The 13293-nt window shown below is 65.3% G+C and carries 12 protein-coding genes; 5 read left to right on the top strand and 7 right to left on the bottom strand.

Annotated elements, in window-relative coordinates; translation table 11 throughout:
- Positions 1 to 11: 11 nt before the first annotated feature.
- From QW887_RS12220 to QW887_RS12200, 5 genes are all read right to left on the bottom strand, one after another.
- Positions 12 to 1127: an aKG-HExxH-type peptide beta-hydroxylase gene (locus QW887_RS12220; RefSeq protein WP_316164409.1), complete on the bottom strand. Its 1116-nt coding sequence runs from the start codon at positions 1125 to 1127 to the stop codon at positions 12 to 14.
- A 93-nt stretch (positions 1128 to 1220) separates the two neighbouring features.
- Positions 1221 to 2426, bottom strand: coding sequence for a radical SAM protein (locus tag QW887_RS12215; RefSeq protein ID WP_316170547.1), 1206 nt, complete (start codon positions 2424 to 2426; stop codon positions 1221 to 1223).
- Entirely contained in the window at positions 2423 to 3454 is a 1032-nt protein-coding gene (locus tag QW887_RS12210) for an aKG-HExxH-type peptide beta-hydroxylase (RefSeq protein ID WP_315714877.1), read from the bottom strand. The genes QW887_RS12215 and QW887_RS12210 overlap by 4 nt, the downstream gene beginning before the upstream one ends.
- Before the next feature lie 239 nt (positions 3455 to 3693).
- Positions 3694 to 4041: a hypothetical protein gene (locus QW887_RS12205; RefSeq protein WP_316194568.1), complete on the bottom strand. Its 348-nt coding sequence runs from the start codon at positions 4039 to 4041 to the stop codon at positions 3694 to 3696.
- A 477-nt stretch (positions 4042 to 4518) separates the two neighbouring features.
- A complete protein-coding gene (locus QW887_RS12200; protein WP_316194567.1) occupies positions 4519 to 5688 on the bottom strand; it encodes a M20 aminoacylase family protein in 1170 nt (389 codons plus the stop codon).
- Between the two features lie 173 nt (positions 5689 to 5861).
- Between QW887_RS12200 and QW887_RS12195 the strand changes: the two genes are divergently transcribed.
- The gene (locus QW887_RS12195) at positions 5862 to 7481 is read left to right on the top strand and encodes a GMC family oxidoreductase (RefSeq protein ID WP_316194566.1); all 1620 of its coding nucleotides are present in this window, start codon (positions 5862 to 5864) and stop codon (positions 7479 to 7481) included.
- A 156-nt stretch (positions 7482 to 7637) separates the two neighbouring features.
- Here the strand turns inward: QW887_RS12195 and QW887_RS12190 are convergent, their stop codons facing one another.
- Positions 7638 to 8810: an acyltransferase gene (locus QW887_RS12190; RefSeq protein WP_316194565.1), complete on the bottom strand. Its 1173-nt coding sequence runs from the start codon at positions 8808 to 8810 to the stop codon at positions 7638 to 7640.
- 223 nt (positions 8811 to 9033) lie between these two features.
- On the opposite strand from QW887_RS12190, the gene QW887_RS12185 reads away from it, so the two are divergent.
- The 4 genes from QW887_RS12185 to QW887_RS12170 all read left to right on the top strand — a co-directional run bounded on the left by QW887_RS12185 (position 9034) and on the right by QW887_RS12170 (position 11751).
- Positions 9034 to 9978 carry a metallophosphoesterase family protein gene (locus QW887_RS12185; protein WP_316194564.1) on the top strand — a complete coding sequence of 315 codons (945 nt, stop codon included), beginning with the start codon at positions 9034 to 9036 and terminating at the stop codon, positions 9976 to 9978.
- Positions 9979 to 9992: 14 nt separating this feature from the next.
- Entirely contained in the window at positions 9993 to 10310 is a 318-nt protein-coding gene (locus QW887_RS12180; protein ID WP_316194563.1) for a cupredoxin family copper-binding protein, read from the top strand.
- A 97-nt stretch (positions 10311 to 10407) separates the two neighbouring features.
- Entirely contained in the window at positions 10408 to 10956 is a 549-nt protein-coding gene (locus tag QW887_RS12175; protein ID WP_315714997.1) for a sigma-70 family RNA polymerase sigma factor, read from the top strand.
- Between the two features lie 3 nt (positions 10957 to 10959).
- Positions 10960 to 11751 (top strand): anti-sigma factor, encoded by a 792-nt coding sequence (locus QW887_RS12170; RefSeq protein ID WP_316170555.1) that lies wholly within the window; start codon positions 10960 to 10962, stop codon positions 11749 to 11751.
- Positions 11752 to 11861: 110 nt separating this feature from the next.
- Here the strand turns inward: QW887_RS12170 and hpnO are convergent, their stop codons facing one another.
- Entirely contained in the window at positions 11862 to 13253 is a 1392-nt protein-coding gene (gene hpnO / locus QW887_RS12165; protein WP_315714885.1) for an aminobacteriohopanetriol synthase HpnO, read from the bottom strand.
- Positions 13254 to 13293: the final 40 nt, after the last annotated feature.

Below are 13293 nucleotides of genomic sequence, written 5' to 3'. Positions count from 1 at the left end.
ACGTCGTCGCATCAGCCCGCATGGCGGACATCGGCAAAGGCGCCGACCACGACGTTCTGCATCTCCTCGATCGTCTTCTGCACGTCGGCGTCGACCACCGATGAAAACCCCGCGATGCTGTCGAGCAGCGGCTGCTTGCAGAAGCCGCGCAGGCAGAGTTGGATGCGCTTCATCGCGACGCCCTGCTCGAACGCGCCGGACTGCATCGCCAGGCTCCAGAAGTGCAGCAGGCCGTACCAGACGAAACAGGCCTGTAAAAAAGACGGAAACGGCAGCCGGCTGCCGCTCCAGGGCGAGGTGATGCGCGGCAGCGAGCCCTTCGCCGTTGAATCGAGGAACCAAGGCTGTTCCTGCTCCTGCATGTAGAGCAGCGCGTGGATGCCCTCATGGACGAGCGCATCGGCGATGTGGGATTCGTCGATCTCGGGAAGATGCGGGTTGGCGAGGAAGGTGCGGCCGATGTAGTAGCCGTTCGATCCTGACGAGAAGCTGCCCGGGCTCTCCGGATCCTTCTGCAGGATGAGCGCGATGTTGAAGCGCGCGACGAAGCGGGGAAGCCCCGCTTCGGTCCGTTCGAGCGCATCCCGGGACCGGTGCAGCAGATCGTGCAGCCGGTCGATTTCGTCCTCGGAGAACGGCGGGCGCTGCGGCGGGACCGGCCGGTCCTGGCCGGACAGATCCACCTTGACCGCATGCGGGCTGCCGTAATCGGTCACGGGCATGCCCTCGATCTGCGGCCAGATGCAGGCGCCGTCACGCCGATAGCCGCGATCGCCGAGCGCGGTCCACAGCTCCCGATCGGCGGTGATCTCGAGTCCCTGGCGCAAGGCCTCAGCCACGAATGAATCGCGCAGAAATCGTCCCTTGTCCTCGGCGTACCGGCCCGGCGCCGACAGCAGACGGAACGAGGTCTCGGGGGCATCGAGAACCCGCATGAAGCCGTCGTCCGCCACGCGATCCATCAGGCTGCGCAGTTCGTCCCCGCCCGCAGGGTCGTCGCGGCCGATCTCGCCGAGGGCTTCGCCCAGCTTCTGCGCGAGCCGGTCGCCATAGGTCGCAAGCACGCCGTCACACACCGCCTCGTAGTCATTCCAGCGCAGAACGTCAGGCATCAGGGTGATCGTCATCGTGCGCACTCCTTCCACGTTCCACTCTCGACCACGCCGCCTTGCAGCAGGCCCGCGCGACAGCGCGCATAAGTCGGCGATCGAGGTCCGACCTCAGCCGATGGCCGGAGATTCCTGCTGCAGCCCCACCGCCCGCCGCAGGGCGGTGTCGAGGAGATGGGCCCGGCGCAGCTTGGTTTCCTCCACCGACGTTCCCAGCCGCTCGCGGACGTGATCGAACAGTTTCAGGAGATCGGCGCACCACACCGTCGGATTGTTGAAGCCCGTCCGCGATGCATAGCGATGCGGAAGATAGCCGCCGGCACACGTGTCGCGCTCGCGGCACGCGCGACAGCCGTCGGGCAGCGGCATGCCCTCGAACACCGCCGCACGATGGAATTCGCCGGCGTGCCGGACGTCCATGAAGTCGGACGTCCGCACATTCAGGCCGGTGCGCGCGGCGCCGTCGTAGCAGACCCGCAGCACATCCAGCCCTTCGATCTCGCCATCGGTGTTGACGAACAGGAAGGTCAGCGGCTGGTTGCCGAGCATGTCGATGCGGCTCTCCCCGCCCTGGACCAGCCAAGCGATGTTCCAGAAGATCTTGATCCGGAGATCCAGCGTGCCGTCCCGCCACCAATCCTCGAAGATCGGGATCAGGAAATCGGCACAGGGTGTCGGTCCATACCGGTCGCGAACCGCCGCGATGGTGTCGTGGGTGAAATCCGGCAGCAGATAGTCGATGGAGGCCGGGCCCAGGCTCGTCAGATGGCGATGCACCGCGGCACCGCTCGCCCCGAGCTGGATCACCGACAGGAAGCGCAGCGGAATCCCGGCGCGGCGCAGCACGGCAAGGCCCTGCTCGACATCGCGATAGGAGCCACGCCCGGCATGATCGACGCGCAGGGCATCATGCACCTCGGGGGTTCCGTCGATGCTGATCCCGAGATCGATGTCGAACCTCTTGATGATCTCGGCCCAGCCGTCGTCGAGCAGCGTGCCGTTGGTCTGCATGCAGAGCTGCACCCGCGCGACGCCCGCCAGCCCCTCCTTGATCTTCCGGCACCATGAGCTGAACCGCTCCTGCTTGACCAGGCACGGCTCGCCGCCATGAAAGGTGATCGTCAGATAGCTCTGACCTGTTGCCTGGCAATGGCGGCGGATGCGGTCGATCGCGATCTCGACGACCTCATCATCCATGATCGCGGGCCGCTCTCTCCACGTGCTGTCGCCCTTGTTGTAGACGTAGCAATAGGAGCAGTTCAGATTGCAGCGCGACGCGACCTTGAACACGAAGTGAAGATGGGGACCGTCGTTCATTGGTACGCAATCTCGGCGGTGCGATCGACGAAGATGCGGCCGTCCTCGGTCAGGAACGGCCGGGCACCGTCCAGTACGACCTGCGCCTCCTTGAGCTTGGTCAGCATATTGGCAAGCTCGGCCTGATACTCGGCTGATCCGCCGAACCCTTGCTTCTCGGCCTCACGATAGAAGGCGCAGATGTAGGCGATGGCGTGAAAGGCCAGCAGGATCCCGCGCAAGGGCCGCGGCTCCGGCCGCAACGGCGATGCGTAGCGCCCCTGGTGCTGCGGATCCACCAGGGGTCCCGACGCCTCCGCCATGAACAGATGCAGATGCGCGGATTCGTGGACGATGGCCTCCATCACCTGCATCAGGCCGCCGAACAGGTCGGCGTAAACCATCCCGGGCACATCGGCTTGCGACCCGCTGCGGAAATAGGATCGCTCGCTGCTGCGCAGGGGGATCAGGACCCGCGTCACATCGGACACCCAATTCACGCACTCGGGAAACTTCTTCGCGGCGGTCACGAGGATCTCGAGCGCGTTCGTCACCTCGCGCGTCATCCGGGCCTGCTCGTCGGCCGAGAGATCGGTGTGCTCGGCCCAGGTGTCGGGAATCGGAAATCCGAGGGAGTGGCACCCCACGTCGACCGATATGTCGTAGGGCCATTCCTTCATCGGGAGCAGCCCAGCGAGCTCGTTCAGGTCATAGCTGCCGGCCTCGATCCGGTAGCCTCCGACCGGCGACCACAAGGTCAACGGCTCCGGCGTCGTCAGCGACGTGGATGCGGTCGGCGCATTCGCCGCCGTCCAGATCGCCACCTGCAGATCACGCTGCGGGCTCTTGTCATGCCCTTCATAGGTGATGGAGTTCATGCAGGGATGACGAAGCCAGTCCGCTTCACGCGCGTTGGCTTCGATGAGCGACGCCTTGAGCGGCTCGCAGTCGAGGCCGAGGCGATCCTCCGGCTGCCATCTCAGGATCCTGTCGTTGAATTTTTCATGCCAGGCAGATTTCGACGGTCGCCAGGTCCACGCGTCACTCATGATCGAGCATGCCTCCGGAAATACGCCAACGAAGCCGGCCGCAAGCTGTCCCGCCGTCAGACAGGACCGCAACCGATGCCGGAATCAAGAGCAGCTATCAGGAAAGGTCACGCTGATGACGGCGACCATTGCCCGTCATCCGCACCAGCGAGTCGCGGGCGGGCCCACGACACGTCACGTCGGAAAGATCCGACATCGCAGGCCCGCTTCGCTCCGTCTTAGCCGAACGATCGATCCATTCACCTGACCGATTTCGGCGCGCCCCCCACCTGCGGCACGCTAAATTGACCCTTGAGGTCCTTCACCGCCCGTACCTGCGTGAGACGCTCCGCAAGAGCCCCCAACACCGCGGGATCGTTGGCGATTTCACGTTCCATCTCGTCCGGACGCTCCATCGCCGCAAGGCGGCTGAAGACGATGCCGCGCGAGAATGGATTGGTCTTGCTGAAGATCGCTCCACGCGAGAATGGAACGCCTTCTGCCATGATGTCGATCTTCAGAGACGCGCGTGCGATCTCTGAGTCGACTACGGATTTCAGCGCCAGATCGACCTTCTTGCGCATTTCCGCCGGATCGCGATCAGCCATTCCTATACTCCCAGTCGGTTGAGAACCGCCATCGTTCAGAAAGGAAATAGCAACGTCCCGGTACAAGCTCTGTGATCTCGCGCCCTGAACTCACAGAACCTGAAGCAATGTAGCTGTGCTAAGCACTTCGCTCAGGCTGTCCCAATTCGCCAGTCGTCGAAGCCAGAAAAAAACTAACATGAAGCTAGTTCTTTAACAATAGAGTAGTTTGTCAGATACACCTGTTGATTGCTCGAATGAGCGACGCACTGCGGTCGTCTCAGGCCGGCAGTGACCACGCGTGATGACGTCTTGCGCTCTCGGATGTCACCCGCCAGGCATATTGTCGCACCTCATTCCGCGGCAGCGCACATTCTCGCGTAGCTCATGAAGCTCGACGTGCATATGGAAAGCAAAAGGCCCGCGCTCATCGCACGGGCCCTGCCAGTCCACTTTCGTGCCTGATCGCGGCGGTGCCGCTGCACGCGGCCGCGAGCCTCACGCCGCCAGCGTATTCTCCACCACCTTGATGAAGAACGAGGTGCCGTAGACGATCGCCTCGTCATTGAAGTTGTAGGCGGGGTGATGCAGGCCGGCGCTGTCGCCATTGCCGACGAAGATGAAGGCGCCGGGGCGCGCCTCGAGCATGTAGGCGAAGTCCTCGCCGCCCATCATCGGCGGCATCTCGTGCACATTGGCGTCGCCCGCGACCTCCCTGGCGGCGCGGATCGCGATCTCGGTCTGCTCGGCGTGATTGATGACGACAGGATAGCCGCGTGCATAGTTCAGGTCGATCTTGGCGCCAGTCATCTGGGCGACGCCGGTCACGACCTCGCGCACGCGCTTCTCCATCAGCTCACGTACCTTCGGCGTCAGCGTCCGCACGGTGCCGCGCAGCACCGCGCTCTGCGGAATCACATTACGGGCATTGCCGGCGTGGAACTCGCAGATCGACAACACCGCGGCCTCCAGCGGGTCGACGCTGCGCGACACGATCTGCTGCAGCGCGGTGACAAGCTGGGCGCCGACCAGCAGGGAGTCGATGCAATTGTGCGGCTTGGCGGCATGACCGCCATGACCCTCGATCGTGATGTCGACCGCATCGGTCGATGCCATCAGCGGCCCCTGGCGAATGGCAAACGCGCCGACCGGCAGGCCGGGCCCGTTGTGCATTCCGTAAACCTGGTCGATCTTGAAACGGTCGATCAGCCCGTCCTTGATCATCGCGTCCGCTCCCCCGCCGCCCTCCTCGGCGGGCTGGAAGATCACCGCGACCTCGCCGGCGAAGTTGCGGGTCTCGGCGAGATAGCGCGCGGCGCCGAGCAGCATCGCGGTGTGACCGTCGTGGCCGCAGGCATGCATCATGCCCGGGGTCTTCGAGGCATAGGGCAGCCCTGTCGCCTCCTCGATCGGCAGCGCGTCCATGTCGGCGCGCAGTCCGAGCACCTTCACCTCGCCGTGGCCGGGCTTGCGGCCCTTGATGACGCCGACCACGCCGGTCTTGCCGAGGCCCGTCACGACCTCATCGCAGCCGAACTCGCGCAGCCGCTCGGTGACGAAGGCCGCCGTCCGGTGCACGTCGTAGAGCAGCTCCGGATGCGAATGGATATCCCGCCTCCAGGCCTGGATATCGGGCTGCAGATCGGCGACGCGGTTGACGATGGGCATGGGGAATCTCGTAACTCCGGTGGGACTTTGCGCCTGTTTAGCATGCAAAAGCCGCACCGCCCAAGATAAGGGCTGCGCCCGTCTCATGGCTCGGTCAACCAGCCATGAACGTGGCGCTTGTCCGGTCCCGTCTGAGCTGACTAAAAGCTGGCAACGATGGGAAGGGAATGCCGATGCCGAGACAGCTCGAGGGGGATTACGACTATATCGTGGTGGGCGCCGGCACCGCCGGCTGCATCCTCGCCAACCGGTTGTCGGCCGATCCGAAGCGCCGCGTCCTGATTCTCGAGGCCGGCGGCAATGACAACTGGATCTGGTTCCATATTCCGGTCGGCTACCTCTTCGCGATCGGCAATCCGCGCTCGGACTGGATGTTTCGCACCGAGGCCGAGCCGGGGCTGAACGGCCGCTCGCTGGCCTACCCCCGCGGCAAGGTGATCGGCGGCTGCTCGGCGATCAACGCCATGATCTCGATGCGCGGCCAGGCCGCTGACTACGACCATTGGCGCCAGCTCGGTCTCGCCGGTTGGAGCTATGCCGACGTGCTCCCGGTGTTCAAACGGCTGGAGGATCATTTTCTCGGCGAGAGCGAGCATCACGGCACCGGCGGCGGCTGGCGCATCGAGGCCCCCCGGCTGTCCTGGGCGGTGCTTGACGCGGTCGGCGATGCCGCCGAGCAGATGGGCCTCCGCCGCATCCCCGACTTCAATACCGGCGACAATGAAGGCATCAGCTATTTCCACGTCAACCAGAAGCGCGGCCGGCGCTGGTCGTCGGCGCGCGGCTTCCTCAAGCCGGCGCTGAACCGCGCCAATCTGCGGCTGGAAACCAACGTCCTCGTCGACCGCCTGATCGTCAAGAACGGCCGCGCCGTCGGCGTGCGCTACCGGCAGAATGGCGAGACCATCGAGGCGCGCAGCAGGGGCGAGGTCATCCTCAGCGCCGGCTCGATCGGCTCGGTGCAGGTGTTGCAGCGCTCGGGCATCGGCCCGGCCGACTGGCTCGGCGCGCTCGGCATCGATGTCGCCCTCGACAAGCCGGGCGTGGGACGCAACCTGCAGGACCATCTGCAGCAGCGCGCGATCTACAAGGTCACGGGCGTGAAGACGCTGAACGAGACGTACTACTCGCTGGTGCGGCGCGGCCTGATGGGGCTCGACTACGCGTTCCGGCGCCGCGGGCCGCTGACCATGGCGCCGTCGCAGCTCGGCATCTTCACGCGCTCGGATGCGACGCGCGACCGCGCCAACATCCAGTTCCACGTGCAGCCGCTGTCGCTCGACAAGTTCGGCGATCCCCTGCATCGCTTTCCCGCGATCACGGTCAGCGCCTGCAACCTGCGTCCGACCTCGCGCGGCACGGTCCGGATCAGGTCGGCGGGGATAGACGAGGCGCCATCGATCGCGCCGAACTACCTGGCGACCGAGGACGACCGCCAGGTGGCGGCCGACGCCATCCGCGTCACCCGCCGGCTGATGAAGCAGAATGCGCTCGCCGCCTACAGGCCGGAGGAATATCTGCCCGGCCCATCCGTCGGCGATGACGACGCGGCGCTGGCCAAGGCCGCCGGTGACATCGGCACGACGATCTTTCATCCGGTCGGCACGGCGAAGATGGGCTCCGCTGATGATCCGATGGCCGTGGTCGACGAGCGGCTGCGCTTTCGCGGCATCGACCGCCTGCGCGTCGCCGATGCCTCGATCATGCCGACGATCACCTCAGGCAACACCAACACGCCGACGGCGATGATCGCGGAGAAGGCGGCGTCGATGATCTTGGAGGATGGGCGCTAGGCGCTCACGTCCAAAAACCACCGCTGCCGTCATTGGGAGCGAAGCGGCGAAGCGAAGCAATCCAGAGCCTCGTCCCGACTCCGGATTGCTTCGTCGGCTTCGCTCGCAATGACATCATCAATGAACGGTGGCCTTTGACGTCAGAGAGGTTCAGCTTCAAATGATCCGCGCCACCAGCGGAACCCGGCGCAACAGTGCTGCGGCGAGCCAGCTCACCGACAGCGTGCCGATCAGCACGATCGCGAACTTCACTCCCGCCGGCCACGCCGGGTCGTAGACCAGATATTGCAGCCACAGCAGCGGCAGGAAGTGCAGCAGGTAGATGCCGTAGGCCGACGGCTGCAGGCGATCCATCAGCGTCAGCGGCGCCTTCGCCCAGCGCAGGAAGAAGGTCGGCACGCCGAACGCCATCGCGGCGCAGAAGCTCGCCACCGCCATGCCATAGGCCGCGCGCCACCACAGTGGCGGGGAATCGAAATCGGCGATCCAGTTGTGATGCGCGTAGGCCAGCAACAGGATCGCGCCATAGCAGCCGTAGGAAAGACCGAACCAGATCGACCAGCGCCGCACCAGCGCGCCGTCGGCTGCGAACGGCCCCGTCCGCAGCCCGGCTGCGCCGATCGCGACGCCGCCGACGAAGAAGGCCGGATAGAGCAGCACCCGGCTCGCCTGCAGCGGCAGCGGAAAATGTCCGGGCATGAACCAGAATCCGTCACCGAAGCCGAGATGCGGCGGCAGATAGACCAGGTTGGCGATCACGAGGAAGATCAGGAAGCCAGTGAGCGGATAGTGCAGCACCATTCCCGCCCAACGCCCGAGTGCGCCGACCGCCTGCGGTGCCAGGACCCAGACGAACGCAGCCAGCATATCAAACCCCAGCAGCACGCCGAGAAACCAGGCCGAGCCGGACGGCCACGGCCCCTCGCTGATCATCCGCCACCACACCGCGCTGAACTGATCCTCCGCCACGTAGTAGCGGTAGTAGGCGATCGGCATGATCACGAAGATCGACACGATATAGGGCACGCCGAGCCGCAGCGCACGGCGCCCGACATAGTCCGACGCGCCCCTGCCCGCCAGGCTTGCCGGCACGAACAGGCCGGAGATGAAGAACATGCACGACATGAAGTAGCTGTCGTTGAACAGCGCGACGAGATCGAAGCCGAGCCAGTGCATGCGGTCGCCGCCCTGGCCGAAATCGGTGTAGTTGATGGCGGAGTGATAGAGCACGACCGAGAGCGTGATGAAGGTCCTGGCGCGGTCGAGCGGCACGATCCGATCGCGCGACGTCTCGGTTCGTTGCAGGGTCGGGGTCACGCGCTCATGCATCGACGTCGCATCCAGTCCATCAGCCGCCCCACGGCGGCGCGCGCCGCTCATATCATTCGCGCGGCCCTGCGCCGACATCCTGCGTGACCAGGTGAGCCGCCGGCCATTGCCGGCATGATCACGAACACGTCATCGCGTTTCGATGACGAGAAGCCGGGAATAAAACCGGGCAGCGACCGCTCTTCTCACCCGCAAGCCCGATGACGGGCAACGGGAGATGACGATGAGCCTTGGTGATCATGACGAGAACGGCGTCAGCCGCCGCAAGGTGCTGGAGTGCATGACATGGGCGGGCACGGGCGTGCTCTGGACGCTGTCGGGCGGCGTGCCACGTTCGCTCGGCCTGGTCGACGCGGCGCGGGCGGCCGAGCAGCCCGCCTCCGGCCTGACCTTCCTGCAGATCAGCGACAGCCATGTCGGCTTCGACAAGCCAGCCAATCCCAACGCGACCGGCACGCTCGAGGAGGCCGTCAACCGCATCAAGGCGATGCCGGTGAAGCCCGCCTTCATGATCCATACCGGCGACATCTCGCATCTGTCGAAGGCAGCCGAGTTCGACGATGCCGACCGCATCATCTCGCAGTCCAGGCTCGACGTGCACTACGTGCCGGGCGAGCACGACTTCCTCGACGAGGACGTCAAGCTCTACAAGGAGCGCTACGGCAAGGGCACGCGCGGTTCCGGCTGGTATTCGTTCGATGCCAATGGCGTGCACTTCGTCGGGCTCGTCAACGTGGTCGATCTCAAGGCCGGCGGGCTCGGCAATCTCGGCGCCGAGCAGCTTGCCTGGCTCGAGCAGGATCTCAAGGGCCGCTCGAAATCGACGCCGATCGTTGTGTTCGCGCACATCCCGCTGTGGACGGTGTATCCGCAATGGGGCTGGGGGACCGAGGATGGCGGGCGCGCGCTCGACAGCCTGAAGGGCTTCGGCTCGGTGACGGTGCTGAACGGCCATATCCATCAGGTGATGCAGAAGGTCGAAGGCAACGTCACCTTCCATACCGCGCGCTCGACCGCCTTTCCGCAGCCGGCGCCGGGCACGGCGCCCTCGCCCGGCCCGATGAAGGTCGAGGACGCCAGGCTGCGCAGCCTGCTCGGCATCGCCAGTATCGACTTCAAGGTCGGTGACGAGCGGCTCGCGATCATCGACACGCCGCTTGCGGGCTGAGGGACGAAAACGCGATGATCCAGCCTGTTCTTCGCGGTGCCGGCTTGGCCGCCGTACTGCTTGTTTGCGCCACGCCGCTGCGCGCCGAGACCATCAAGGTCACGATCGACAATTTCACCTTCACCCCGGCCGAAGTGATGGTGAAGGTCGGCGACACCGTCACCTGGACCAACCACGACGACATTCCGCACACGGTGGTGTCGGCCGGGAAATACCGATCGAAAACGCTCGACACCGACGACAGCTTCTCCTTCACGTTCGCAGCCGCCGGCGACTACAAATATTTCTGTTCGCTGCATCCGCACATGACGGGGCTGGTCAAGGTTGAGTAGCATCGCGAACCAGGGCATGAGCATCGTCGGATGGGCCGGTCGGCGGCGTACCGCCGGCCGCGCCGTGCGACCGCGAACCGGGCCGGAGACCTCGCCGGTGACGACAGCCAGTGACGATCCCGAGAAGGCGCGACGCTTCCGCGAGGCGGCGCTGCCCTATCTCGACGATGTCTACACGCTGGCGCGCTATCTGCTGCGCAACGCCGCCGATGCGGAAGACGCGGTGCAGGAATGCTACCTGCGCGCGCTGAAGCATTTCGACACCTATCGCGGCCCGGCGATGAAACCGTGGCTGTTCGCGATCCTGCGCAATGTCTGCCACGCCGAATTCGCGCGCCGGGCCGGCGCGCCGGTCAAGGCGCTCGATGACGCGCCGGAAGCGGCCGAGCAGCCCCCGCTGTGGCAGGAGAGCGCCGAGACGCCGGAAGGCGCCGTGTTGCGGGAACGTGATGCCTCGGCGATCCGCCGGCTGATCGACACGCTGGCCGAGCCGTTTCGCGAGACGTTCGTCATGCGCGAGGTCAACAATCTGTCCTATCGCGAGATCGCGGAGGCCGCCGGCGTGCCGGTCGGCACCGTGATGTCGCGTCTTGCCCGCGCCCGCGCGATGCTGCGCGCCGCCTGGCTCGCGCAGGAGGAGCCTTAAGCCATGACCTGCGATGAAGCCGAGATCCTGATCCACGCGCTGGCCGATGGCGAGCTCGATGCCGGCCACGCTCGTGAGGTCGAAGCCCATGTTGCGACCTGCCCGCGCTGCGCCGCGGAGCTTGCCGCGGTCAGGCAGATGAAGCAGATGCTCGCCGGCACCGACCTCGGCTACAGGGCGTCCCCTGCCTTGCGCCAGCGCATCGAAGCCGCCCTGCCGCCGGCCGATGCGGCCTCCATCATCCCGCTCGCTGCCGTGCCGCCGAGCCGCCGCACGCTGCTGCGAGGCTTCGCCCTGGGCTCGGCGGTGTCGGCGCTGGCCGCCACCGGCCTCGTCGCCATCGTGCTGCGCAATGACGACCAGCAGCGGATCGAGGCCGAGATCGTCTCGGCGCATCTGCGCTCGCTACAGGCCGGCCACCTCACCGACGTCATCTCGACCGACCAGCACACCGTCAAGCCCTGGTTCAACGGCAAGCTCGACGTCGCGCCGCCGGTGATCGATCTGACCGCGCAGGGCTTCACCCTCATCGGCGGGCGGCTCGATTACGTCGACGCACGCGCGATCGGCGCGGTGGTCTATCGCCGCCGCCAGCACGTGATCAATCTGTTCGTGGCGCAGACCTCGTCCACCGAGCGCCGCGCCGCACGGATGGACACGATCCAGGGCTTCAACATCCGCTCTTGGCGCGACCGCGGCCTGAGCTATTGGGCGGTCAGCGATATCGGCGCCGACGAACTCAACGAGTTCGGCGAGCGGTTCGAGCGCGCGATGGGTGCGAACAAGGAGGGGTGACGCGCTCTTGCGCTTCAGTCATTGCGAGCGAAGCGTGCCCACGGTCTGTCCGGAGACGAACTGAAACGGTGGGCACGGCGCCACGCGCCTTTGCCCACCCGACGCGAACATCACGCGGACTTGCGGATCGCGTTGTCGACCAGGGTTTTGCCGAGCGACCAGATCGCGCCGGGGACCTTGTGGCTCTGCGCGATGACGTCGTCGAAGGCGCGCTCGATCCAGGCGCAGTCCTCTTCGGTGATGGTCAGCGGCGGCAGCAGCTTGATCGTATGCAAGCCGTGGCCGGCGACCTGGGTCAGGATCTTGTGATCCTTGAACAGCGGCACCGTGATAAGCTGGCAGAACAGGCCCTTGTTGGCGCTCTCCAGCATGGTCCACGACGCCTTGAGGCGCAGCGATTTCGGCGGACCGAACTCGACGCCGATCATCAGTCCCTTGCCGCGCACTTCCTTGAGCAGCTCGTAGCCCGGCACCATCCGCGTCAGCGCCAACCGCAGCTCGGCGCCGCGCTTGGCTGCGGCCTCCACCAGCTTCTCGGCCTTCATCACCTCGAGCGTGGCAATGCCGGCGGCCATCGCGAGGTCGTTCTTGGCGAAGGTCGAGCCGTGCACCACGGCGCGGTCCATGCGGTTGAAGATCTTGTCGAAGATCTGCTTGCGCGTCAGCAGCGCGCCGACCGGAACATGGCCCCCGGACAGCGCCTTCGACAGCAGCACCATGTCGGGTTCGACGTTCCAATGTTCCACCGCAAGGAACCGCCCGGTGCGGCCCATGCCGGTCTGGATCTCGTCGGCGATGAAGATGGTGCCGTATTTCTTGCAGAGCGCCGCGGCGCCGGGCAGGAACTCGTCGGAGGGCATGTTGACGCCCTTGCCCTGGATTGGCTCGACGATGAACGCTGCGATCTCGCGCGACGACAGCGCCTGCTCGAGCGCGGCGAGATCGTTGAAGGGGATCGCCGTGCAGCCCGGCAGCAGCGGCTCGAAGCCGTTGCGGAAGTTCGAATCATCGGTCAGCGACAGCGCGCCGTAGGTGAGACCGTGATAGGAGTGCCCGCAATAGACGATGCCGGGCCGGCCGGTCGCGCCACGCGCGAATTTGATCGCGGCTTCCACCGTCTCGGCGCCGGAATTGGCGAAGAACACTTTGTCCAGATACGGGACATATTCCAGCAGCCGCTCGGCAAGAACGCCCGCCAAGGTCGAGACGTCGAGCTGAACGAGATTCGGCAGATCGGTGTCGAGGACGCTTTTCAGCGCGGCGCGCAAGGTCGGATGATTGCGGCCGATTGCAAAGACGCCAAAACCGCTGAGCAGGTCAAGATAACGGGCGCCATCACGATCGTAGAGATATTGCCCTTGTCCCTTCTGGAACCCAACATCATATCCAATCGTCTTTAGAACGCGGACAAGCTGCTCGTTCAGATGCCGAGAGTGCATCGTGCTGCGCTGCGCTTGGCGCTCCACAAACATCTCGGAAACGTCTAGATTGGGTTTTAGCATCGGCTACATACTTCGGTTGATGGACGTGACGTCAACTGAA

Origin of the sequence: Bradyrhizobium sp. SZCCHNRI3052 (assembly GCF_032484895.1) — a bacterium.
Taxonomy (GTDB): domain Bacteria; phylum Pseudomonadota; class Alphaproteobacteria; order Rhizobiales; family Xanthobacteraceae; genus Bradyrhizobium.
The sequence above is the reverse complement of the archived record's forward strand: the minus strand, read 5'-3'. Positions and strand labels throughout refer to the sequence as shown.

Excerpts from the sequence above, each read along its gene's own strand:
- QW887_RS12180 (WP_316194563.1), top strand. The coding sequence starts at position 9,993 with ATGATCCAGCCTGTTCTTCGCGGTGCCGGCTTGGCCGCCGTACTGCTT.
- QW887_RS12190 (WP_316194565.1), bottom strand. The coding sequence starts at position 8,810 with ATGCATGAGCGCGTGACCCCGACCCTGCAACGAACCGAGACGTCGCGC.
- QW887_RS12170 (WP_316170555.1), top strand. The coding sequence starts at position 10,960 with ATGACCTGCGATGAAGCCGAGATCCTGATCCACGCGCTGGCCGATGGC.
- QW887_RS12200 (WP_316194567.1), bottom strand. The coding sequence starts at position 5,688 with ATGCCCATCGTCAACCGCGTCGCCGATCTGCAGCCCGATATCCAGGCC.
- QW887_RS12205 (WP_316194568.1), bottom strand. The coding sequence starts at position 4,041 with ATGGCTGATCGCGATCCGGCGGAAATGCGCAAGAAGGTCGATCTGGCG.
- hpnO (WP_315714885.1), bottom strand. The coding sequence starts at position 13,253 with ATGCTAAAACCCAATCTAGACGTTTCCGAGATGTTTGTGGAGCGCCAA.
- QW887_RS12210 (WP_315714877.1), bottom strand. The coding sequence starts at position 3,454 with ATGAGTGACGCGTGGACCTGGCGACCGTCGAAATCTGCCTGGCATGAA.
- QW887_RS12195 (WP_316194566.1), top strand. The coding sequence starts at position 5,862 with ATGCCGAGACAGCTCGAGGGGGATTACGACTATATCGTGGTGGGCGCC.
- QW887_RS12185 (WP_316194564.1), top strand. The coding sequence starts at position 9,034 with ATGAGCCTTGGTGATCATGACGAGAACGGCGTCAGCCGCCGCAAGGTG.
- QW887_RS12215 (WP_316170547.1), bottom strand. The coding sequence starts at position 2,426 with ATGAACGACGGTCCCCATCTTCACTTCGTGTTCAAGGTCGCGTCGCGC.
- QW887_RS12220 (WP_316164409.1), bottom strand. The coding sequence starts at position 1,127 with ATGACGATCACCCTGATGCCTGACGTTCTGCGCTGGAATGACTACGAG.